19 protein-coding genes and 1 tRNA gene are annotated in these 22,460 nt (G+C 68.9%); 9 read left to right on the forward strand and 11 right to left on the reverse strand.

The window, feature by feature from the left end; all coding sequences use genetic code 11:
• Positions 1–483: 483 nt before the first annotated feature.
• The 11 genes from CCN51_RS14340 to dnaA form a co-directional block, all read right to left on the reverse strand.
• Entirely contained in the window at positions 484–1,872 is a 1,389-nt protein-coding gene (locus tag CCN51_RS14340; RefSeq protein WP_014177976.1) for a hypothetical protein, read from the reverse strand.
• A gap of 178 nt (positions 1,873–2,050) precedes the next feature.
• Positions 2,051–2,185: a DLW-39 family protein gene (locus CCN51_RS56440; protein WP_003958712.1), complete on the reverse strand. Its 135-nt coding sequence runs from the start codon at positions 2,183–2,185 to the stop codon at positions 2,051–2,053.
• Positions 2,186–2,370: 185 nt separating this feature from the next.
• Positions 2,371–2,444, reverse strand: a tRNA-Ile gene (locus tag CCN51_RS14350).
• Positions 2,445–2,505: 61 nt separating this feature from the next.
• The gene (locus CCN51_RS14355) at positions 2,506–3,105 is read right to left on the reverse strand and encodes a DUF3566 domain-containing protein (protein ID WP_014177975.1); all 600 of its coding nucleotides are present in this window, start codon (positions 3,103–3,105) and stop codon (positions 2,506–2,508) included.
• Between the two features lie 147 nt (positions 3,106–3,252).
• The gene (gene gyrA, locus CCN51_RS14360; RefSeq protein WP_014177974.1) at positions 3,253–5,862 is read right to left on the reverse strand and encodes a DNA gyrase subunit A; all 2,610 of its coding nucleotides are present in this window, start codon (positions 5,860–5,862) and stop codon (positions 3,253–3,255) included.
• A 45-nt stretch (positions 5,863–5,907) separates the two neighbouring features.
• A complete protein-coding gene (gene gyrB / locus CCN51_RS14365; protein ID WP_014177973.1) occupies positions 5,908–7,950 on the reverse strand; it encodes a DNA topoisomerase (ATP-hydrolyzing) subunit B in 2,043 nt (680 codons plus the stop codon).
• A gap of 335 nt (positions 7,951–8,285) precedes the next feature.
• Positions 8,286–8,819, reverse strand: a complete 534-nt coding sequence (locus tag CCN51_RS14370) for a DciA family protein (protein WP_014177972.1) — start codon at positions 8,817–8,819, stop codon at positions 8,286–8,288.
• Positions 8,816–10,039: a DNA replication/repair protein RecF gene (gene recF / locus CCN51_RS14375; protein ID WP_014177971.1), complete on the reverse strand. Its 1,224-nt coding sequence runs from the start codon at positions 10,037–10,039 to the stop codon at positions 8,816–8,818. Before recF ends, CCN51_RS14370 begins: the two co-directional genes overlap by 4 nt.
• Positions 10,040–10,083: 44 nt before the next feature.
• Positions 10,084–10,962 (reverse strand): phosphogluconate dehydrogenase (NAD(+)-dependent, decarboxylating), encoded by an 879-nt coding sequence (gene gnd / locus CCN51_RS14380; RefSeq protein ID WP_014177970.1) that lies wholly within the window; start codon positions 10,960–10,962, stop codon positions 10,084–10,086.
• Positions 10,963–11,052: 90 nt separating this feature from the next.
• Positions 11,053–12,183 (reverse strand): DNA polymerase III subunit beta, encoded by a 1,131-nt coding sequence (gene dnaN / locus CCN51_RS14385; protein WP_014177969.1) that lies wholly within the window; start codon positions 12,181–12,183, stop codon positions 11,053–11,055.
• A gap of 933 nt (positions 12,184–13,116) precedes the next feature.
• Positions 13,117–15,015, reverse strand: coding sequence for a chromosomal replication initiator protein DnaA (dnaA, locus tag CCN51_RS14395; RefSeq protein WP_078610558.1), 1,899 nt, complete (start codon positions 15,013–15,015; stop codon positions 13,117–13,119).
• A gap of 457 nt (positions 15,016–15,472) precedes the next feature.
• Between dnaA and rpmH the strand changes: the two genes are divergently transcribed.
• From rpmH to CCN51_RS14440, 9 genes are all read left to right on the forward strand, one after another.
• Positions 15,473–15,610 carry a 50S ribosomal protein L34 gene (gene rpmH / locus CCN51_RS14400; RefSeq protein ID WP_009716483.1) on the forward strand — a complete coding sequence of 46 codons (138 nt, stop codon included), beginning with the start codon at positions 15,473–15,475 and terminating at the stop codon, positions 15,608–15,610.
• A 24-nt stretch (positions 15,611–15,634) separates the two neighbouring features.
• Positions 15,635–16,018, forward strand: a complete 384-nt coding sequence (gene rnpA / locus CCN51_RS14405) for a ribonuclease P protein component (protein ID WP_014177967.1) — start codon at positions 15,635–15,637, stop codon at positions 16,016–16,018.
• Complete coding sequence (gene yidD / locus CCN51_RS14410) at positions 16,015–16,332, forward strand: membrane protein insertion efficiency factor YidD (protein WP_014177966.1); 318 nt, start codon at positions 16,015–16,017, stop codon at positions 16,330–16,332. The genes rnpA and yidD overlap by 4 nt, the downstream gene beginning before the upstream one ends.
• Before the next feature lie 3 nt (positions 16,333–16,335).
• Positions 16,336–17,499: a membrane protein insertase YidC gene (gene yidC / locus CCN51_RS14415; protein WP_014177965.1), complete on the forward strand. Its 1,164-nt coding sequence runs from the start codon at positions 16,336–16,338 to the stop codon at positions 17,497–17,499.
• 14 nt (positions 17,500–17,513) lie between these two features.
• A complete protein-coding gene (locus CCN51_RS14420) occupies positions 17,514–18,023 on the forward strand; it encodes a Jag family protein (RefSeq protein WP_014177964.1) in 510 nt (169 codons plus the stop codon).
• Between the two features lie 133 nt (positions 18,024–18,156).
• A complete protein-coding gene (gene rsmG / locus CCN51_RS14425) occupies positions 18,157–18,870 on the forward strand; it encodes a 16S rRNA (guanine(527)-N(7))-methyltransferase RsmG (RefSeq protein WP_014177963.1) in 714 nt (237 codons plus the stop codon).
• A gap of 277 nt (positions 18,871–19,147) precedes the next feature.
• Complete coding sequence (locus CCN51_RS14430; RefSeq protein ID WP_078610557.1) at positions 19,148–20,236, forward strand: ParA family protein; 1,089 nt, start codon at positions 19,148–19,150, stop codon at positions 20,234–20,236.
• Entirely contained in the window at positions 20,233–21,363 is a 1,131-nt protein-coding gene (locus CCN51_RS14435) for a ParB/RepB/Spo0J family partition protein (RefSeq protein WP_078610556.1), read from the forward strand. Before CCN51_RS14430 ends, CCN51_RS14435 begins: the two co-directional genes overlap by 4 nt.
• Before the next feature lie 308 nt (positions 21,364–21,671).
• On the forward strand, positions 21,672–22,289 hold the full coding sequence (locus tag CCN51_RS14440; protein ID WP_014177960.1) for a GNAT family N-acetyltransferase: 618 nt from the start codon (positions 21,672–21,674) through the stop codon (positions 22,287–22,289).
• Positions 22,290–22,460: the final 171 nt, after the last annotated feature.

Genomic DNA, 22,460 nt, shown 5'->3' on the forward strand with positions numbered 1-22,460 from the left:
CCCACACCCCGTACCCCCCGCACGCCCCCCACACCCCGTACTCCGGCCTTCCGCAGCCGCCGGCACCCCAGTCGGCACCCGCACAGCCCACGCCGCCTCCGCGGCCCGTACGGCCCGCACAGCCGCCGCAGGCCACGCCCGATCCGCGACACCCAGGCCCCCCGTCCGCGCATACGCCTACCCCCACTCCCACTCCGGCGACGGCTTCCGCCGCGGCGGCCCAGCACGAATACCCTTCTACTCGTCCATACACCGCTCCGCAGCCGCAGGTTCCCCCCACCGCCCGGCGGCGCCCCGGACCGTCCCGGAAGACGGCGATCGCGATCCTGATCGCCGCGGTCGTGTGCTTCGCCGTCGGCACATGGGCGTTACTGACAGCGGGCTGACCCGACAGCCGCGGGCCGTGGCCACCCATCAGGCAGGCGCCGACCACCCGGTGAGCGCCGACCACCAAGCAGCCACCGCCCACCGCGCCGGCGCCACCTACCAGGCAGGCGGCGGTCCGTACCGCCGGTGCCTGCCCGGTCCGGACGCCGGGGCTGCGGCGGCCGGGGCGCGGCGCCGGGCCGCCAGCGTCCACCCTCCGAGCCCGAGCAGCAGCAGCGCGCCGACGGCGTAGCTCACATAGCCCACCAGCCGCAGCCGGCCCTTGTCCGTGTCGTCGGCCGCCGCCACGGCATCGTCCCCGGTCGCCGGCGCCTGGGCGGCCTCCCGCCGGTCGGCGTCCGTGAGGCCGAAGCCCGCCCGGACCGCGTCCCCGTCGTACGTCGGCCCGGCCTTCGCGGTGCCCGAGATCCGCACCCGCAGGGTGAGCGGCACCGTGCCCTTGAAGAACCGCGTGACGTCCGGGTTCACCGTGACCGCCAGGTAGTACCACCCGGCGAAGCTCATCGTGCGCACCGAGTAATCGGCCCGCGCCGAGCGGTTGCCGTACGCCACGGGGACGGTGTCCGCTCCCGCCTGCGCCTCCTGGCCCTCGTAGGCCTCGAAGGAGCTTTTCTTCGTCAGGCCGCGCGCCGGGTTGAAGACCCGAAGCCCCAGCGCGTCGTTCACCCCGGCCGCCTCTCCGGTCTTAGCGGCGGACAGTTCGGCGGTGGCGTCGAGCCGCTGCCCCCAGTCGACCGGCACCCGGTAGAAGTGGGTCTCGCCCGGCCTGATCTGATCCGCCCACACCCCTGTGGACAACGGGCGCGCGTCGTTGAACCCCGTGCCGCCCTGCCGCCACCGCGCCTTGCCCCTGGGCAGCTCGGGCGGGGTGGTACGCCAACTGCTCTCCGGGGCCTGCCCGGTGTCCCCGCCCTTCACCGGCGGCTCCACCATCAGCCTGAGCTCCAGCGGCCAGCCGGCGGGGTCCTGGGACCCGGCGCCGCGCTCCACCGTGACGACGTACCGGCCCGCCTTCCGGCAGGAGGCCACCGAGCCCGACGCGACCTGGCGTGCCACGTAGTCGGCGAGCGGATAGGCCACGCCGTTCGCCTCGATCTTCCGGTCGGAGCTGCCGCAGGTGGTGCCGTCGGGGCTCGCCAGCGTCACCTTGACCCGGTCCTGGTACGAGACGACGCCCGCCCCCGGCCGGGGCGCCGCGACCGCCGAGACATACGCGCCGGACGTGGCGTCCAGCCGGACGCTGTAGTACCGCTTCTGGCCCGCCGCGATGCTGTCGACGTAGCCGAGCCCGGGCTTCAGCAGCGGGGCGCCCTCGGCGTCGTCGGTGCCGTGGATCAAGGTCCCCTCGGTCCGGTACGGCCGCGCCTCGGCGGCCCCGTCCGCGGGCGCGGCCCAGGCCTGGCCGCCCGGTCCCGGCGCCGTGGCCACCGCGCACAGCGCCGCCACCGCGGCGAGGCCGGTCCTGACCTTGCTGCGGTCATCCATCGCGGGTCACTCCTCGTCGTACCGGCCGCACAGCCCGTTCAACTTTGCTTATGCAAGCATTTCATTTGCAAGAGTGAATAAAGAAGACAGTTGCCGCGAGTTTCGCGACGGCCGCCAGTAAAGCCGACAGGGCCCCGACCGCTCCAGCGGTCGGGGCCCTGTAACAGAGCTGTTGGTCTCACACACCCGAACCTGCGGGCACGGAGTCGGTCGCCTCCGTCCACAGATCCTGCTCGGCGCGATCCGCCTGGATCTGGCGGTACACGAGGAGCCCGCCGATGGCGGCCAGTGCGACCAGGAGAAGCTTCTTCACCGCGCTACCTCGTCTCTTTCCTTGACGTAGGGGACCTCTGGCGCCCGATGATACACACCGGCCGATACCGTTCGGTGACCTATGCCCGGCATTGGCCGGCCGACAGCCGTTCATCAACTGCCCGGGCGCCGTTACGGAATCAGCCCGGACGAAGAGAAGATCTCCGTCCGGGCTGATCGCACCGGTGGGGCTAACAGGACTTGAACCTGTGGCCTCTTCCTTATCAGGGAAGCGCTCTAACCGTCTGAGCTATAGCCCCGCGCTGCACCGAAAGATTAGCGCACGACCAGCCCTGTCCCAAAATCGGTTACGGGCGGCCGCTACTCGTCCTCGGCGAGCGTGACCTCCACACCACCGACGAAGCCCGCCGACAGGTTGTAGATGAAGGCCCCCAGGGTGGCCAACGCCGTCGCCAGCACCACGTTGATCGCGGCGATGACCCCGGTGAAGGCCAGCACTCGCGGCAGCGACAGGAAGGACTCCAGGTCGAAGCCGGTGCCCTTCTTCGACTCCGTGGCCTCGCTGATCGTCCCGCCCACGGCGCTGAAGACGCCCATCCCGTCCATGACCATCCACAGCACCGCCGCGGCGACCACGGTGCAGATGCCCAGCGCGATCGCGAGCAGGAAGCTGACCTTCATCACCGACCACGGGTCCACCCTGGAGACTCGCAGCCGCGCCTTGCGCGTACGCGGAGCCGAGCGGGCGCCCGACTCGGTGCGCGGGCGGCGCACCGCGGTCTGCTGGTGCCCCGAGGCGCCCCTGGTGGCCCCGCCGGTGCTCGGCGGGGTGCTCGGCGGGGCATACGCCTGCGGCGGGTGGTAGGGCTGCGCGGGCTGTGGCTGGCCCGGCCGCTCACCGGGCAGCGGGCTGCCCGGGTAACTCTCGTACGGCGGCTGCGGCTGCCTGATGTCCGTCACGGTACCCCCATGGGAGTCGGTGGAGGAGCCACGGGAGCCTGCCGGCGCAGGTGATCCGCTCCCGGCGGGTGCGGCGCCCGGCACCGGCCCATGGCCGGTATCCATTCCGCTGCCGCCCGCCGCGGGACCCGTGGCTCCACTCACGACTTACTCCTCGGTCTCGTCGGCCGGGGGCGGTGTGCCCTCGGCCGCCTCGGACGCGGCCCCCTCGGCTGCTTCGCTCACAGTCTCGGACTCGTCCTCGACCTCTTCAGCCTCACGACCGGCCTCGGCGTTCCGGGCGATACCGACGACGGCATCGCGCTTGCCCAGGTTGATCAGTTGGACGCCCATGGTGTCACGGCCCGTCTCCCTGACCTCGTTCACACGGGTACGGATTACGCCACCGCTGAGCGTGATGGCAAGGATCTCATCACTTTCCTCAACCACCAGAGCCCCGACGAGAGAACCGCGGTCCTCCACGATCTTGGCGGCCTTGATACCGAGGCCGCCACGGCCCTGGACACGGTATTCGTCGACATTCGTCCGCTTCGCGTACCCGCCGTCGGTGGCGGTGAACACGAACGTACCGGGCCGGACGACATTCATCGACAAGAGCTCGTCGCCCTCGCGGAAGCTCATGCCCTTGACGCCGGAGGTCGCCCGTCCCATCGGCCGCAGCGACTCGTCCGTGGCCGTGAACCTGATCGACTGTGCCTTCTTGCTGATCAGGAGCAGATCGTCATCGGCCGAAACCAGCTCTGCCCCGATCAGCTCGTCCTCCCGGCCGTCCTCCGTCTCCCGGAGGTTGATGGCGATCACACCACCCGACCGCGGCGAGTCGTAGTCCTTGAGCGGGGTCTTCTTCACCAGGCCCGACTTCGTCGCCAGCACCAGATACGGCGCCGCCTCGTAGTCCCGGATCGCCAGGATCTGCGCGATCTGCTCATCCGGCTGGAACGCCAGCAGGTTCGCGACGTGCTGGCCGCGCGCCTCCCGGCCGGCGTCCGGGAGCTCGTACGCCTTCGCCCGGTAGACCCGGCCCTTGTTGGTGAAGAACAGCAGCCAGTGGTGGGTGGTCGAGACGAAGAAGTGGTCGACGATGTCGTCCTGCTTGAGCTTGGTGCCGCGCACGCCCTTGCCGCCGCGCTTCTGCGAGCGGTAGTCCTCGGTCTTCGTACGCTTCACATAGCCGCCGCGGCTGATCGTGACGACGATGTCCTCCTCGGCGATCAGGTCCTCGATGGACATGTCACCGTCGAAGGGGATCAGCTTGGTGCGCCGGTCGTCGCCGTACTTCTCGACGATCGCGGTCAGCTCCTCGCTGATGATCTGCCGCTGCCGCTCGGGCGAGGCCAGGATCGCGTTGTACTCATTGATCTTGGCCTGCAGCTCGTCGTGCTCCTGGATGATCTTCTGACGCTCCAGGGCGGCGAGCCGCCGCAGCTGCATCTCCAGGATCGCGTTGGCCTGGATCTCGTCGATCGTCAGCAGGTCCATCAGGCCCCCGCGCGCGATCTCCACCGTGTCACTGCGCCGGATCAGCGCGATGACCTCGTCGATCGCGTCCAGCGCCTTGAGCAGACCGCGCAGGATGTGGGCCCGCTCCTCGGCCTTGCGCAGCCTGAAGCGCGTCCGGCGGACGATGACCTCGATCTGGTGGGTGACCCAGTTGCGGATGAAGGCGTCCAGCGAGAGGGTGCGCGGCACCCCGTCGACCAGCGCCAGCATGTTCGCGCCGAAGTTGGTCTGGAGATCGGTGTGCTTGTAGAGGTTGTTGAGCACGACCTTGGCGACCGCGTCCCGCTTCAACACGATGACCAGGCGCTGACCGGTCCGCGAGGACGTCTCGTCGCGGACGTCCGCGATGCCGCCGATCCTGGCTTCCTTCACCAGGTCGGCGATCTTCTGCGCCAGGTTGTCCGGGTTGACCTGGTACGGCAGCTCGGTGACCACCAGGCACTGACGGCCCTGGATCTCCTCGACCTCGACGACCGCGCGCATCGTGATCGAGCCGCGACCGGTGCGGTACGCCTCCTCGATGCCCTTGCGGCCGACGACCAGGGCGCCGGTGGGGAAGTCCGGGCCCTTGATCCGGTCGATGAGCGCGTCGAGCAGCTCCTCCGGGGTGGCCTCCGGATTGGCCAGGAACCACTGGGCGCCCTCGGCCACCTCGCGGAGGTTGTGCGGCGGGATGTTGGTGGCCATGCCGACCGCGATCCCCGCCGAGCCGTTGATCAGCAGGTTCGGGAAGCGGGCCGGCAGGACCGTCGGCTCCTGGTTACGCCCGTCGTAGTTGTCCTGGAAGTCGACGGTGTCCTCGTCGATGTCCCGGATCATCTCCATGGACAGCGGCGCCATCTTGCACTCGGTGTAGCGCATGGCCGCCGCCGGGTCGTTGCCCGGGGAGCCGAAGTTGCCGTTGGAGTCGACCAGCGGCATCCGCATGGACCACGGCTGGGCCAGCCGCACCAGGGCGTCGTAGATGGACGAGTCGCCGTGCGGGTGGTACGTGCCCATCACGTCGCCGACGACGCGGGCGCACTTGTAGAAGCCCTTCTCGGGGCGGTACCCGCCGTCGTACATCGCGTACAGCACACGGCGGTGCACCGGCTTGAGGCCGTCCCGGACGTCGGGCAGCGCACGGCTCACGATCACGCTCATCGCGTAGTCGAGATACGAGCGCTGCATCTCCGTCTCGAGGCCCACCGGCTCGACGCGGAGGGTGGCCCCCTGGGTCTGGTCTTCGGGCGTGTTCGGGGTGTTCTCGTCGGCCATTGCTGGTCAAAGTCCTTCTGTCGTCTGCGGCTGCTCGGGGCCGACTCAGATGTCGAGGAAGCGGACGTCCTTGGCGTTGCGCTGGATGAACGAGCGCCGGGCCTCGACGTCCTCGCCCATCAGGACCGAGAACAGATCGTCGGCCTGCGCGGCGTCGTCCAGGGTGACCTGGCCCAGGACGCGGTGGTCCACGTCCATGGTGGTCACGCGCAGCTCCTCGGCGTTCATCTCGCCCAGACCCTTGAAGCGCTGGACCGAGTCCTCCTTGATGCGCTTGCCCTGCTCGCGGCCGGCCTGGATCAGCGCGTCCCGCTCACGGTCCGAGTACGCGTACTCGAAGTCGTCCCGGCCCCACTTGATCTTGTAGAGCGGCGGGCGGGACAGGAAGACATGGCCCGCCTCGACCAGCGGGCGCATAAAGCGGAAGAGGAAGGTGAGCAGCAGGGTGTTGATGTGCTGGCCGTCGACGTCGGCGTCCGCCATCAGGATGATCTTGTGATAGCGGAGCTTGCTGATGTCGAAGTCCTCGTGCACACCGGTGCCGAACGCCGAGATCAGCGCCTGGACCTCGTTGTTCTGGAGGATCTTGTCGACCCGTGCCTTCTCGACGTTGAGGATCTTGCCTCGGATGGGCAGGATCGCCTGGTACTGCGGGTTGCGGCCGGCCTTGGCCGAACCGCCGGCGGAGTCACCCTCGACGATGAAGATCTCGCACTTGGCGGGGTCGTTGGACTGGCAGTCGGCCAGCTTGCCCGGCAGCGACGCGGTCTCCAGCAGCCCCTTGCGGCGGGTCAGATCGCGGGCCTTACGGGCCGCCACCCGGGCCGTCGCCGCCTGGATGGACTTGCGGATGATATCCGCCGCCTCGTTGGGGTTGCGGTCCAGCCAGTCGGCCAGGTGCTCATGGACGATCTTCTGGACGAAGGTCTTCGCCTCCGTGTTGCCCAGCTTGGTCTTCGTCTGACCCTCGAACTGCGGCTCGCCGAGCTTGACCGAGATGATCGCGGTCAGACCCTCACGGATGTCCTCACCAGTGAGATTGTCATCCTTTTCCCGGAGCAGCTTCTTGTCCCGCGCGTACTTGTTGATCAAGTACGTCAGCGCGGCGCGGAAGCCCTCCTCGTGGGTGCCGCCCTCATGGGTGTGGATGGTGTTCGCGAAGCTGTAGACACCCTCGGTGTACTGGGTGTTCCACTGCATCGCGATCTCGACCGAGAGCATCCGCTCCTTGTCCTCGGCCTCGAATCCGATGATCGTGGGGTGGACCAGCTCCCCCTTGCGGGAGTTCAGGTACTGCACGAAGTCGACGATGCCGCCCTCGTAGCAGTACGTCACGGAGAGCGGCTTGCCCTCCTCGTCCACATGGGCCGCGCGCTCGTCCGTCAGCGAGATGGACAGCCCCTTGTTGAGGAACGCCATCTCCTGGAAGCGCCGCGACAGCGTCTCGAAGGAGTACTCGGTCGTCTCGAAGACATCCGGGTCGGCCCAGAAGGTGACCGTCGTACCGGTCTCCGTGACCTGCTCGTTCTTGGCCAGCGGCGCGGTGGGCACACCCAGCTTGTAGTCCTGGGTCCAGCGGTAGCCGTCCCGCTTGACCTCGACCGAGACCTTCGTCGACAGCGCGTTGACCACGGAGACGCCGACGCCGTGCAGACCGCCGGAGACGGCGTAGCCTCCGCCGCCGAACTTGCCGCCCGCGTGCAGCACGGTCAGCACGACCTCGACGGCCGGCTTCTTCTCCACCGGATGCAGGTCGACCGGGATACCGCGGCCGTTGTCGACCACGCGGACCCCGCCATCGGGCAGGATCGTCACCTCGATGGTGTCCGCGTGACCGGCCAGGGCCTCGTCCACGGAGTTGTCCACCACCTCTTGGACAAGGTGGTGGAGGCCGCGCTCACCGGTGGAACCGATGTACATACCGGGTCGCTTGCGGACCGCGTCCAGGCCCTCCAGGACGGTGATCGCACTGGCGTCATAGGACGGCGGGGCCAGAGCCCCGTCGACGTCCTCGGACGGGATCTCGGACGGGATGTTCTCGTTGGGGTTGCCGGAATCGGCCACGAAGCGCCCTTTCTGGCACAGCACGAGCCGTCTCCGGGGCAGGCGGGAGCGGCTGCGTCGTTCAACATGTTTCCGCGAGCGCTCGGTGCGCAAGCGGCGACGGTGTACTCGCTCAGTCTACCGGTAGCGCCGACAAGAATGGGGGCTTGCCGGTGCCTGAGTACGCATGTGCCGCCCTGAACCGGTCGCCACCGACTCCCCATATCTGGGGACGGGGTCCAAGAGGCTCACACCGCCACTCAGCGCTTCGGGTCGTCAACCACCGGCAACCATGACAGACGCCCCAGCGGCCACCCCCTTCACGGCCGCCCCCGCCACCTGCGCACCGAGGGCGCGCGGAGGGTGCACGGAGAGCCGTCTCAGCCGTAGGTGTCCCCTGGGCCGGTGCTGCCGGGGGCGCGCAGCGATCCGTAACGGCGGGCCGGGCCGCCCGGGCCCAAGACCTTGATCAGCTTGACCGTGCCCTGGCCGAGGTCCGCGTTGAGCCGGGCCACCAGCTGCGGGGCCAGCAGCCGCAGCTGGGTCGCCCACGCCGTCGAGTCGCACCGCACCGTCAGCACCCGAGCCTCCTCGTCGTACCGCTGCGGCTCGCAGTGCTGCGCCACCTCCGGCCCCACCATCTGGGGCCAGCGGCCCATCACCCCGCCCACCGCGGCCGGGGTCTCCCAGCCCCGCTCGGTGATCAGCCGGTTGATCGCGGCACCGAGCGGCAGCGGATCGCGCCCATCGGCGCGCGCGCCGGAGCGCAAGCCCCCTCGGCGCGCCTGCTTCTTCTGCTGCGCCGCCGCACCACGGGCGCGCGCCTGCTCCTTGGCGGCGCGCAGCGCCACCCGCGCCAGGTCGACCCCCGAAGGCTCCGGTGGGGTGGGCGGCTGTGCGGGATGCTCGGTCACAGGGGCCGCACCTCCCCCTCGGACACCGCATAGCGGGCGCCCGCCAGCACACCGGGGACGTCGTCCTCCACGGCCGCCGTCACCAGCACCTGCTCGCCGGGCGCGACCAGTTCGGCCAGCCGCTCCCGGCGCCGCTCGTCGAGCTCCGCGAAGACGTCGTCCAGGACCAGCACGGGCTCGCCCGCCCGCCGGACCGCCCCGGCCTCGCCGCCCCCGGCGGCCTCGGCTGCCTCGGCGGAAAGCCCGCCCGGCGCCCATGAGATGTCCGCGCGCAGCAGGTCGTACGAGGCCAGGCGCAGGGCCAGCGCATACGACCAGGACTCGCCATGGCTCGCATAGCCCTTCGCCGGAAGCTCCCCGAGCCGCAGGATCAGATCGTCGCGGTGCGGGCCGACCAGCGTCACCCCGCGCTCTATCTCCTGCTTACGGGCGGCGGTGAGCGCGGCCGAAAGCTGCTCGTACAGCTCCTCGCGGGTGCCCGCGGCCGCCAGGCCGTCGCCCACGGAGCTGCGGTAGTCGAAACCGATCGGGCCGCCGCCCGGCGCCAGTTGTTCATACGCCTTGTCGGTCAGCGGCTGCAGCGCGGCGATCAGATCGAGGCGCTGGGCGAGCAATTCCGCACCGGCGCGCGCCAGATGCTGGTCCCATACGTCCAGAGTGGACAGCGCCCCGTCGCCCCCGGAACCGCGGCCGCCGCCGTGGCGCCGGGCCAGCGCGGCGGTCTTGAGCAGGGTGTTGCGCTGCTTGAGCACCCGCTCGTAGTCGGCGCGGACCCCGGCCATGCGCGGTGAGCGCGCGGTGATCAGCTCGTCCAGAAAGCGCCGGCGCTCCCCAGGATCGCCCTTGACCAGGGCCAGGTCCTCGGGCGCGAACAGGACCGTGCGCAGGATGCCGAGCACGTCGCGCGGTCTGACCTGCGAGGATCTATTGATTCTGGCGCGGTTGGCCTTACCGGGGTTCAGCTCCAGCTCGACCAGTTGCTGTCGGTCGCCCTCGACGATCGCGGCCCGCACGACCGCCCGGTCCGCGCCCATCCGCACCAGCGGGGCGTCGGCGGAGACGCGATGGCTGCCGAGCGTGGCCACATAGCCGACGGCCTCGACGAGGTTGGTCTTCCCCTGGCCGTTGGGGCCCACAAAAGCCGTGACGCCCGGACCGAGAGCGACCTCGGCCCGGGCGTATGAGCGGAAGTCGGCGAGCGACAGATGCGTTACATGCATGGTGGCGCGCCGACCTCCCCCGGCGGCTCCCTTACGGGGGCTGGTTACTTCTTGTTCTCGACCGCGTGGCCGCCGAACTGATTGCGCAGTGCGGCGATCATCTTCATCTGCGGGGAGTCGTCCTGGCGGGACGCGAACCGGGCGAAGAGCGAGGCCGTGATGGCGGGCAGCGGCACCGCGTTGTCGATGGCCGCCTCGACGGTCCAGCGGCCCTCGCCGGAGTCCTCCGCGTAGCCCCGCAGCTTCTCCAGGTGCTCGTCGTCGTCCAGGGCATTGACCGCGAGGTCCAGCAGCCAGGAACGGATGACGGTGCCCTCGCGCCAGGAGCGGAAGACCTCACGGACGTCGGTGACCGAGTCCACGGCCTCCAGCAGCTCCCAGCCCTCGGCGTAGGCCTGCATCATCGCGTACTCGATGCCGTTGTGGACCATCTTCGCGAAGTGTCCGGCACCGACCCGCCCGGCGTGGACCGCGCCGAAGTCGCCCTCGGGCTTGAGCGCGTCGAAGATCGGCTGGACCCGCGCCACATGCTCGGCCGCGCCGCCGTACATCAGCGCATAGCCGTTCTCCAGGCCCCAGACGCCGCCGGAGACGCCGCAGTCGACAAAGCCGATGCCCTTGGCGTTCAGCTGCTCGGCGTGCCTCTCGTCGTCGGTCCAGCGGGAGTTGCCGCCGTCGACCACGATGTCGCCCGGCGACAGCACCTCGGCCAGCTCCTCGATGGTGGTCTGAGTCGCGATGCCGGCCGGCACCATGATCCACACCACGCGCGGTCCCTTGAGCTTGTCCACAAGGTCGCCGAGGCTGTGGACGTCGGCGAGGTCCGGGTTGCGGTCGTACCCGATGACGGTGTGACCTGCGCGGCGAATGCGCTCGCGCATATTGCCGCCCATCTTGCCGAGACCGACGAGACCGAGCTCCATCAGTGATCCTTTATGCCGTAGTCATTGCGTTTCGCACCTGAGTCCGAGCCTACGCCCAGGGGTTGTCGCTCAACTGTGGGCCACACCCGCTCATCCGCTGAGCCGCACCGGCATGATCAGGTACTTGTACGCCTCGTCCGCCTCGGCGTCCATGGCCGGCTTGCCACTGAGCAGAGCGGGCTTGGTCGAGGTGGTGAACGACAGCTGGGCGACCGGGGAATCGATGGCGCTCAGCCCGTCCAGCAGGAAGGTCGGGTTGAAGGCGATCGAGATGTCGTCGCCTTCGAGCTGGGCGTCGACGCGCTCCACAGCCTGTGCGTCGTCGCTCGACCCGGCCTCCAGGATCAGCACGCCCTGCTCGAAGGTGAGCCGGACCGGGGTGTTGCGCTCGGCGACCAGGGCGACGCGCTTGACCGCCTCCACGAACGGAGCGGTCTCGATCACCGCGACGGAGTTGAACTCGGTCGGGAAGAGCGTGCGGTACTTGGGGAGATCGCCTTCGAGCAGCCGGGTCGTGGTGCGGCGCCCGGCGCCCTCGAAGCCGATCAGGCCCTCCCCGGCACCTGAGCCGGACAGCGCGAGGGCCACGGTGTCACCGCTGGTCAGCGACTTGGCGGTGTCCAGGAGCGTCTTGGCGGGCACCAGCGCGACCGCGGAGATGTCGGGCGTCTCGGGCTTCCACAGGAACTCGCGGACCGCGAAGCGGTAGCGGTCGGTGGAGGCCAGCGTCACCGTGTCGCCCTCGATCTCGATCCGCACACCGGTGAGCACCGGCAGGGTGTCGTCACGGCCGGCCGCGATGGCCACCTGGGCAGCGGCGGAGGCGAAGACATCGCCGGGCACGGTGCCGGTCGCCGTCGGCATCTGCGGCAGGGTCGGGTACTCCTCCACAGGCAGGGTGTGGAGTGTGAATCGCGACGAGCCGCAGACGACGGTCACCCGCACACCGTCAGTGGAGATCTCCACAGGGCGGTTGGGGAGGGCGCGGCAGATGTCGGCGAGGAGGCGGCCGGAGACCAGGACCGTGCCGTCGTCCTCCACATCGGCTTCCACCGACACCCGGGCCGAGACCTCGTAGTCGAAGCCGGAGAGGCTGAGGGTGCTGTCTTCCGCCTTCAGCAGCAGCCCCGCGAGGACGGGCACCGGCGGACGGGCCGGAAGGCTGCGGGCCGCCCAGGCCACTGCCTCCGCGAGTACATCGCGCTCCACCCGGATCTTCACCGGAACCGCCTCCTGCTGTTGCTGGCTCGCCCTGCTGGCCTTCGTCGTCGGCGCAATCGCCGGGGACCAGTCTGACGTACGCCGCCGACAGTCGGTGCGGCTCGGGGTCAAATCGGCGCCCGAGGTGTCAGGCGGCTCGGAGCCCGGTTGTGCACAGGCCCCACTTCGAAACGAATTTCTCGCTCTAACTAAGTGGTCGTAGTAGTAGGGCCTGTGGAAACCGTGGAAAACTGACTTTTCGCAGGTCAGCATCAGTTTTTTATCCACTGGGCCTGTGGGCGACGGCAGTGGACAAACAGGCTCTGCTGTGGATGCCGCCGAGTTCTGCACACCCGATGCACAGGCGAGCCCCGGTTCTCCCCAGCTGTGTCCCCAGGTTTACCCACCTTCCCCACAGCCCAACCCGGCTCGTCGGTGTGATGCCTTTCACTCGTCTCGGTGACCACGCCCGTTTCCTTGCCGAACAGTGGATGAGGGTGTGGAGAAGCTGTGGGTGACGGGGCCTCGGCTGTGGGCGGGCAGTGGACAACGCGGAGACCGCCCTGTGGGTAACTCTGTCGTCCACAGTCTGTGGACTGTCGATTGTCACAATTCCACACCCGGCTGACCTCCCTCGATGTTCCGTGGGCGGCCGCCCCTGTGGACACAGTCTGGACAGCCGGGACATCCCCAGGGTGTGGATGGTGGATCGGCCGCTGATCTGTGGAGAAGTGGCCTCCGAGGCCATGGAATCGAACAGGCCGTCCGCGTTGCCGCCGCGTCGCCGAGGCGCGGATGGCCGGGCCGAGGCGGCCGGCGGGCGGAGCGGAGCCCGGCCGGAGCGGCTCCGGAGCGACGAAACGGGCCCGGAAACGACGAAGGGCGCTTGCGGGAGTCGTTCCTCCCCAAGCGCCCTGGGCGGAATCCGGCGCGAGACCCGCGCCGTGCGCCGCGTCAGCCGTTCTTGATGCGGTTGGTCAGCTCGGTGACCTGGTTGTAGATGGAGCGCCGCTCGGCCATCAGCGCCCGGATCTTGCGGTCGGCGTGCATGACGGTCGTATGGTCCCGGCCGCCGAACTGCGCTCCGATCTTGGGCAGCGACAGATCGGTCAGCTCACGGCACAGATACATCGCGATCTGCCGGGCGGTGACCAGCACCCGGCTGCGCGAGGCGCCGCACAGATCGTCGACGGTATGCCCGAAGTAGTCAGCGGTCGCGGCCATGATCGCGGTGGCGGTGATCTCCGGGGCCGCGTCCTCGCCGCCGGGGATCAGATCCTTCAGCACGATCTCGGTCAGGCCGAGGTCCACCGGCTGGCGGTTCAGGCTGGCAAAGGCCGTGACCCGGATCAGCGCCCCCTCCAGCTCGCGGATATTGCGCGAGATACGGGAGGCGATGAACTCCAGCACCTCCGGCGGCGCGTTCAGCTGCTCCTGCACCGCCTTCTTGCGCAGGATCGCGATACGCGTCTCCAGCTCCGGCGGCTGCACATCGGTGATCAGGCCCCACTCGAAGCGGTTGCGGAGCCGGTCCTCCAGGGTCACCAGCTGCTTGGGCGGCCGGTCGGAGGACAGCACGATCTGTTTGTTCGCGTTGTGGAGCGTATTGAAGGTGTGGAAGAACTCCTCCTGCGTCGACTCCTTGCTCGCGAGGAACTGGATGTCGTCGACCAGAAGGATGTCCATGTCGCGGTAACGCTTGCGGAACGCGTCCGCCTTGCCGTCACGGATGGAGTTGATGAACTCGTTGGTGAACTCCTCGGAGCTCACATAGCGCACCCGCGTCCCCGGGTAGAGGCTGCGCGCGTAGTGCCCGATCGCATGCAGCAGGTGGGTCTTGCCGAGCCCGGACTCCCCGTAGATGAACAAGGGGTTGTACGCCTTGGCCGGCGCCTCGGCGACCGCGACCGCCGCGGCGTGCGCGAAGCGGTTGGACGCGCCGATGACGAAGGTGTCGAAGAGGTACTTGGGGTTCAGGCGCGCGGTCGGCTCACCGGGGCCGGGCGCGGGCGCCGGCTGCGCGGCGAGCGGGCCGGGGGCGCCTGTCTGCGAGGGCAGCACGGGCGGGCCGCCGCGGGAACGGTCCAGCGGGTTGAGCTCCCGGCGCGACTGCTCGTAGGGCGACCGATCGGGCCCCGGGCCGGAGCCCGGACCAGGTCCGGGGCCAGGCCGCTCCGCGCCCGGGCCCCGGTAGTCCGAGTGCGGCTGCTGATCGTAGAGCTGCTGGTCATAGCCGGGCTGGGGACGCTGGGTGGCGTACGGGTCGCCCTCGGGGAAGCCGCCGAGCCGGGGCTGCTGCCAGCCGTAGTCGTCGCGCGGCCGGGGCCAGGCGCCGGGCTCGGGCCGGTGCTGCTCATAGCCGGGGTAGGCGGGGCGGGCCGTCGGCAGCTCATCGCCCGCCGGACGGCCGTATCCGTCCCGGCCGCCATAGCCGTCGCGGTTGTCGTAGCCCTCGTAGGCGTCGCGACTCTCGTACGAGTCACGATTCTCGTAGGAGTCACGGCTCTCGCGGGTGTCGCGACTTTCATAGGTGTCGCGCTGCGGCTGCTGCGGGACCATCGGCTCGGCGGCGGAGTCGTCGACGGTGATCGCGATCCGGATCGGGCGGCCGCACTCGCGGCTGAGCGTTTCGCTGACGATCGGGGCCAGCCGGCCCTCCAGCACGCCCTTCGCGAATTCATTGGGCACGGCCAGCAGCGCGGTATCGGCGACGAGGGCGAGCGGCTGGCACCGCTTGATCCAATGTTCGTCCTTGGCCTCGACGCCTTGTCCGCCCTGGCCCGCGCCCTCTCCGAGCAGCCGCTCGAGCACACGTGGCCACACTGCGGCAAGATCGGCGGGTACGTCAGCCACAGGGCACGCTCTCTCACTCGCTGGGTGGGGGGGACGCCGACAGGTCCCACGAATATGCGGTTCTCGGGACGGGCGGGAAGGAATCGGAGCCCAGCCACGGTAGTCAGGCCGGGGTGTGCGGTTCAAGTCGTTGTCCACAGGGTGTGTACAAATGTGCCATGCGATGTCGCCCCGCGTTCCCTTGCCCCCGGGCAAAAGGGGTCCGCATCTTCGCGGGGCGCCGCCCGGCCACGCCACCGGGCGGCGCCGGTTTGACCGGATGGCGTAATCGCGCGTACCGTAACCAGGTCGAGTTGTCGATGGCTGCTGCCGCCTGCCTCCGATGGGCAAGGGTCGCGGACCTCAGGTCCGGCGATTATGAAGCGGTGCACTCGGGCGTATTGCGAGCTACTCGTGGGCGCACGGTGACAGCCAGGCGATGTCCCGCCACCACCCGATTCATTTCTGGAGCCCCCGAGTGAGCAAGCGCACCTTCCAGCCGAACAACCGCCGCCGCGCGAAGACCCACGGCTTCCGGCTGCGTATGCGTACCCGTGCCGGCCGCGCGATTCTCGCGTCCCGCCGTAGCAAGGGTCGCGGCCGTCTGTCGGCCTGAGCAGCCTGACCCAAGGTCCATGACGTGCTGCCTACCGAAAAACGGCTGAGGCGGCGCGAGGACTTTGCAGCCGCGGTACGCCGAGGGCGCCGGGCCGGCCGCCCGCTCCTCGTCGTGCACTATCGCAGCGGCCTTGCCAGCGGTGAAACGGACCCGCACGCACCTGGGGAGAGTGCTCCCCCTGCGCGTGCGGGTTTCGTCGTAAGCAAGGCGGTCGGCGGTGCCGTCGTACGCAACCTGGTGAAGCGGAGGCTGCGCCATCTCATGCGCGACCGCCTCGATCATTTTCCCGCAGGTAGCCTTGTGGTCGTACGGGCGCTGCCCGGTGCGGGCGAGGCGGGCCACGACCAGCTGGCCCGCGACCTCGACACCGCAGTGCGGCGGCTACTGGGAGGGGTGCCGCGATGAAGTACCCGCTGCTGTGGTTGATCAAGCTGTACCAGTGGACCATCAGCCCGATGCTGGGACCGGTCTGCAAGTACTACCCGTCGTGCTCACACTACGGCTACACGGCCATTGACCGGCACGGCGCGGTGAAAGGAACGGCGCTGACGGCGTGGCGCATCTTGCGCTGCAACCCGTGGTCGCTCGGTGGCGTCGACCACGTTCCTCCCCGGAAGCGCCCGGTCTGGCACCAGCGGCTGCGCAACCGCCTCGGCGGGCACTCCGCCGGGGAGCCTGCCGCACAGCCCGAGACCCAGCCCAACGCCCAAGGAGCCTGATTCGTGGACACGATCCTCGGTCCTCTTTATGACGTAGTTTCCTGGATCATCGTCCAGTTCCACGCGTTCTACAGCCTCATCTTCGACCGGGACAGTGGCTGGGCGTGGGGTCTGTCCATCGTTTCGCTGGTGGTACTGATCCGTATCTGCCTGATCCCGCTCTTCGTGAAGCAGATCAAGGCGACGCGGAACATGCAGGCGCTCCAGCCGAAGATGAAGGCGATCCAGGAGCGCTACAAGAGCGACCGGCAGCGCCAGTCCGAAGAGATGATGAAGCTCTACAAGGAGACGGGTACCAACCCGCTCTCGAGCTGTCTCCCGATTCTGGCGCAGTCGCCGTTCTTCATCTCGCTGTACCAGGTCCTGAACCACATCGCGAACAACCGCACGGTCGGTTTCATCGACCAGTCGCTGCTGGACAGCGCCCGCTCGGCGCATATCTTCGGTGCTCCGCTGTCCGTGAAGTTCATGTCGTCCGCCTCGAAGGTCGAGTCTCTCGGCGCCTCGCTGACGGACGTCCGGGTCGTGACGATCGTCATGATCGTCCTGATGTCGGCGTCGCAGTTCTTCACCCAGCGCCAGCTGATGACCAAGAACGTCGACCTGACGGTGAAGACGCCGTTCATGCAGCAGCAGAAGATGCTGATGTACGTCTTCCCGGTCATGTTCGCCGTCTTCGGTATCAACTTCCCCGTCGGTGTCCTCGTCTACTGGCTGACCACCAACGTGTGGACCATGGGTCAGCAGATGTTCGTCATCCGCCGTAACCCGACCCCCGGCAGTGTCGCTTTCAAGGCTCGCCAGGAGCGGCTGCGGGCCCAGGGCAAGCTCAAGGAGGAGCCGGCCGAGGTCGAGGCCAAGAAGGCGGCCGAGACGGCTCGCGCGAACCGGCAGCAGCCCAAGCGGCAGAGCAAGTCGCGGCGCCAGTCGGGCGCCACGGGCCACGCCAGGGCCACGGCGCAGTCCCAGCCGCAGGTCGAGAAGACCTCGCTGGAGAAGTCCGGCCCGGAGAAGCCGGGCTCGGAGAAGCAGCAGGGCAGCGTGGCGCAGAAGAAGGGCGCGCAGGGCGATAAGCCGGCCGGCGGCTCGGCTTCCGGCTCCTCCCGCACCGCCAAGTCCGGGCAGCGCAAGGGCCAGCAGCGCCCCAAGCACCCGTCCAAGAAGTAAGAAGGAGTCCATCCGTGACGGAAGGCACCACCCCGGCTGCCGAGGGTGTCGACACCCTGACCCGCCTCGAGCAGGAGGGGGAGATCGCGGCCGACTACCTCGAGGGGCTGCTGGACATCGCGGACCTCGACGGCGACATCGACATGGACGTCGAGGCCGACCGTGCCGCGGTGTCGATCATCAGTGATTCGACCAGTCGTGACCTGCAGAAGCTGGTGGGCCGCGACGGTGAGGTGCTGGAGGCGCTCCAGGAGCTGACCCGGCTCGCGGTGCATCGGGAGACCGGCGATCGCAGTCGGCTGATGCTCGACATCGCCGGGTACCGGGCCCGTAAGCGCGCCGAGCTCACCGAGCTGGGCACCAAGGCCGCGGAGGAGGCCAAGGGCACCGGTGAGCCGGTGAAGCTGAAGCCGATGACACCGTTCGAGCGGAAGGTCGTGCACGACGCGGTGGCGGCCGCCGGACTGCGCAGCGAATCGGAGGGCGAGGAGCCCCAGCGTCGCGTGGTCGTGCTTCCGGTCTGAACCGGCCCAGCCTCATGATCCACACGGCCCCGTCTGCTCGCAGGCGGGGCCGAATCTTGTCAGCCTTGCATCAGCTGCCAGCCCTCGCAGCATCAGCGTTCACCACAGTGTTCGGTATGGAAGGACGGTCCCCGTGACGGAAGCAGCGGAGCTCCCCCCGGCCCCTGAGGAGGCACGGGAGGTATTCGGTGAGCGCTTCTTGGAGGCCGTCCGGTACGCCGAACTGCTCGCCGACGTCGGGGTGACCCGTGGTCTGATCGGGCCTCGCGAGGTGCCGCGGCTGTGGGAGCGCCATCTGCTGAACTGCGCGGTGCTCTCCGAGGTGGTGCCCGAGGGCGTCACCGTATGCGATGTGGGCTCGGGCGCCGGGCTGCCCGGTATCCCGCTGGCCCTGACCCGCCCGGATCTGCGGATCACGCTGCTGGAGCCGCTGCTGCGCCGTACGAACTTCCTCCAGGAAGTGGTCGAGCTGCTGGGGCTGGATCATGTGACGGTGGTGCGGGGCCGGGCCGAGGAGGTCCTGGGGAAGCTGCCCCCGATGCATGTGGTGACGGCGCGCGCCGTGGCTCCGCTGGACCGGCTGGCCGGCTGGGGGGTTCCGCTGCTGCGCCCGTACGGAGAGATGCTGCTGCTCAAGGGGGACACGGCGGAGGAGGAGCTGAAGCAGGCCCGCGCCGCGCTGAGCAAGCTCGGGGTGGTCGGGACCTCGGTCCTCCATGTCGGGGAGGGGATCGTCGATCCGCTCTCCACCGTGGTGCGGGTCGAGGTCGGGGAGAGCCCCGGTGGTGTGCGTTTCGCCGCCAAGCGGGCCAAGGCGGCCCGTAAGGGTCCCCGACGCCGCCGCTGAGGGGCCGAGGCCCGTCCATAACCTTCCCCGGAGCCGGCATTGCTCCATAGGGCGGGCTCGGCTACTCCATACAAGCTTCCAAAACTACGCATAGCGGAGTGTCGTGACGAATCGGTGAGGCTGTCCATGCATCGTGTTTCACGTGAAACGTCGCTCCTTGTTGCATGGAATCATCAGTCGTGGGCGCGCGGCCGCACTGCCGCGCGACCGTCGGCCCCGACGGGATGTGGATTCATCCACAGGAGAACGGGCCTCGCTGGTTCACAACCCCAAAAGCATGGCAGGCTCTGTTCATCGCGAGCCTGATGTCGAGGAGAGTGAATCCTTGCGGTCCGACGCCAACATCGCGGGGCCGATGACCGATCCGGTCCCCGGCCCCCGTACCGAATCGGCGGGGGAGGATGTTTCACGTGAAACACCGCCCCCGATGGACGACACCCCTATTGGTCGTGCCGCCGAACTGGCGGTCCAGGCCCTGGGCCGCGCGGGCGAGGGACTGCCCAGGCCGGAGCAGACCCGGGTGATCGTGGTCGCCAATCAGAAGGGCGGGGTCGGCAAGACCACCACCACCGTCAATCTGGCCGCTTCTCTGGCCCTCCACGGCGGCCGGGTGCTGGTCATCGACCTCGACCCGCAGGGCAATGCCTCGACGGCACTGGGAATCGATCACCACGCCGAGGTTCCGTCGATCTATGACGTGCTGGTGGACAGCAGGCCCTTGTCCGACGTGGTGCAGCCCGTTCCCGATGTGGAGGGGCTGTTCTGCGCCCCGGCCACGATCGATCTGGCAGGTGCGGAGATCGAGCTCGTCTCGCTGGTGGCGCGGGAGAGCAGGCTGGAGCGGGCCATCCAGGCCTATGAGCAGCCACTGGACTACATCCTTATCGACTGCCCCCCGTCGCTGGGCCTGCTGACGGTCAACGCGCTCGTCGCTGGGGCCGAGGTCCTGATCCCGATCCAGTGCGAGTACTACGCCCTGGAGGGGCTGGGGCAGCTGCTGCGCAATGTCGATCTGGTGCGGGGGCATCTCAACCCCAAGCTCCATGTCTCGACGATCCTGCTCACGATGTACGACGGCCGGACCCGGCTGGCGTCGCAGGTCGCCGATGAGGTCCGCAGTCACTTCGGTCATGAGGTGCTGCGGACGAGCATCCCCAGATCGGTGCGCATCTCCGAGGCTCCCAGCTATGGGCAGACGGTCCTCACCTACGACCCGGGGTCCAGCGGAGCGCTGTCCTATCTCGAAGCGGCCCGAGAGATCGCGCTCAGAGGAGCCAACGTCCACTATGACGCCCAGCGGGCACATACCGTCCCAGAGATCAGCCCGCACGACCAGCACAGCAGCATGCAGGAGGGGATTCAGTGAGTGAGCGACGCAGAGGACTGGGCCGTGGGCTCGGGGCTCTGATCCCTCCCGCGCCGAAGGGGACGGATGGCTCCGGGCCCGCGTCGGCGGCGGGACCGGTCACGGCGACCGGGGTCTCCACCTCGCCGTCGGCGGTCCCGGTGCTGACACAGGAGCGTGGCGTGGCGGCGGCCAAGGTGACCTCGCTGCCGTCCCATGGCCTGCCACCGGAGATCGAGGCCGTGCCGCAACAGCAGCAGGAGGAGGTCCTTCCGCCCGTCGTGGAGGAGGTGGCCGGAGCACACTTCGCCGAGCTGCCGCTGGACTTCATCACCCCCAACCCGCGGCAGCCGCGTGAGGTGTTCGACGAGGACGCTCTTGCCGAGCTGGTCACCTCGATTCAGGAGGTCGGGCTTCTCCAGCCCATCGTCGTCAGGCAGTTGGCTCCTGAGCGCTATGAGCTCATCATGGGCGAGCGTCGCTGGCGGGCCTGCCGGGAGGCGGGGCTGGAGAAGATTCCGGCGATCGTCAGGGCGACCGAGGACGAGAAGCTTCTGCTGGACGCGCTGCTGGAGAATCTGCATCGCGCACAGCTCAACCCCTTGGAAGAGGCGTTCGCCTACGACCAGCTGCTGAAGGACTTCGACTGCACGCATGACGAGCTGGCGGACCGTATCGGGCGTTCCCGCCCCCAGGTCTCCAATACGCTCCGGCTGCTGAAGCTGTCTCCCAAGGTGCAGAGCCGGGTCGCGGCGGGCGTGCTCTCCGCGGGCCACGCCCGTGCGTTGCTCGGCGTCGATGACCCGGAGGAGCAGGACCGGCTGGCGTACCGGATCGTCGCCGAAGGGCTCTCGGTGCGGTCGGTCGAAGAGATCGTGACCCTGATGGGTTCGCGGTCGGGGAACAGGACGAAGGCGAAGGGGCCGCGCGCGGGCACGAAGATCTCCCCCGCACTCACGGATCTCGCCTCCAGGCTCTCCGACCGCTTTGAGACCCGGGTGAAGGTGGACCTCGGTCAGAAGAAGGGGAAGATCGTCGTCGAGTTCGCCTCGATGGACGATCTGGAGCGCATCCTCGGCACGCTCGCCCCGGGCGAGGGGCCGGTTCTGGAGCAGCGACTCTCGGAAGCAACGGAAGAGGAAGAGTAGGACACCGGTCTTACGGGCAGAGCGGGGCGGGTCGTATTCCGGCGGGGTCGGAACACGACCCGCTCTTTGCTCTAGGGCGGTATCGGCGCAATCTCGGCGCGGATACGATGCGATCAGGTAGGGCGGATCCATGTGGAGGCGTCTTATGCGGAGGGCAAGGCTGTGCGATCGGTGAGTCGCACGGGGCTGCTGGCAACGGGATTGGGCCTGGGGGCCGTCGGCGGATTCGTCGGCAGTCTGCTCAGGGGTCGTAGTGCGCTGGCGGCCGCTCGGAGCGCGGCCGGCGATGGAAGTGAGGGACTGGCTTCATGGGGCGTCGGCTCGTACCGCTCACGCTGGACAACCTCCCGGACATCCCCAAGCGCTGTCGCGCCTGTGTCTTCTGGGAGCTCGACCCGGTCAGCGGCGAAGCCGCGGTAAGGGCCGGACGTCCGGAGCTGGAGAAGGAAGCCTGGATCTCGGCTGTTCTGCTGGAGTGGGGCTCCTGCGGCCGGGTGGTCTATGTGGACGATGTGCCGGTGGGCTTTGTGCTCTACGCGCCCCCGGCGTATGTGCCGCGATCCACGGCCTTTCCGACGAGCCCCGTCGCGGCGGACGCAGTGCAGCTGATGACGGCCTGGCTGATGCCCGGATACCAGGGGCAGGGGCTGGGCCGGGTGATGGTGCAGACGGTGGCCAAGGATCTGATACGGCGCGGGTTCAAGGCGATTGAGGCCTTCGGGGACGCCACCTGGAAGGAACCGGCCTGTGTGCTGCCCGCGGAGCATCTGCTTGCCGTGGGCTTCAAGACGGTGCGGCCGCATCCGCGGTATCCGCGGCTGAGGCTGGAGCTGAGGACGACGATCTCCTGGAAGGAGGACGTCGAGCTGGCGCTGGACCGGCTACTCGGTGCGGTTCAGAAGGAGCCGGCGCTCCGGCCGCTGTAGGGCCGTGAGTGCGACGCGATACGTACGCGGCCGAAGCATGTGAGGCCGATGCGTGTGAAGGCCCGTGCGTACGGGCCGTGGTTTCACGTGAAACACGAAGGGGCTGCCCCAAGCGGGGCAGCCCCTTCGTGGTGGAGCGACGGCTGACGGGTCAGCCGATGAAGTCGGCCA

The sequence above is a fragment of the Streptomyces milbemycinicus genome (genome assembly GCF_002154605.1).
In the GTDB taxonomy this organism is placed as follows: domain Bacteria; phylum Actinomycetota; class Actinomycetes; order Streptomycetales; family Streptomycetaceae; genus Streptomyces; species Streptomyces milbemycinicus.

What these genes read in the sequence shown, in the direction of transcription:
- gyrA (WP_014177974.1), bottom strand. Translation starts at nt 5,862, where the DNA reads ATGGCCGACGAGAACACCCCGAACACGCCCGAAGACCAGACCCAGGGG.
- yidD (WP_014177966.1), top strand. Translation starts at nt 16,015, where the DNA reads ATGAAGTACCCGCTGCTGTGGTTGATCAAGCTGTACCAGTGGACCATC.
- CCN51_RS14340 (WP_014177976.1), bottom strand. Translation starts at nt 1,872, where the DNA reads ATGGATGACCGCAGCAAGGTCAGGACCGGCCTCGCCGCGGTGGCGGCG.
- CCN51_RS14440 (WP_014177960.1), top strand. Translation starts at nt 21,672, where the DNA reads ATGGGGCGTCGGCTCGTACCGCTCACGCTGGACAACCTCCCGGACATC.
- CCN51_RS14430 (WP_078610557.1), top strand. Translation starts at nt 19,148, where the DNA reads ATGGCAGGCTCTGTTCATCGCGAGCCTGATGTCGAGGAGAGTGAATCC.
- gnd (WP_014177970.1), bottom strand. Translation starts at nt 10,962, where the DNA reads ATGGAGCTCGGTCTCGTCGGTCTCGGCAAGATGGGCGGCAATATGCGC.
- recF (WP_014177971.1), bottom strand. Translation starts at nt 10,039, where the DNA reads ATGCATGTAACGCATCTGTCGCTCGCCGACTTCCGCTCATACGCCCGG.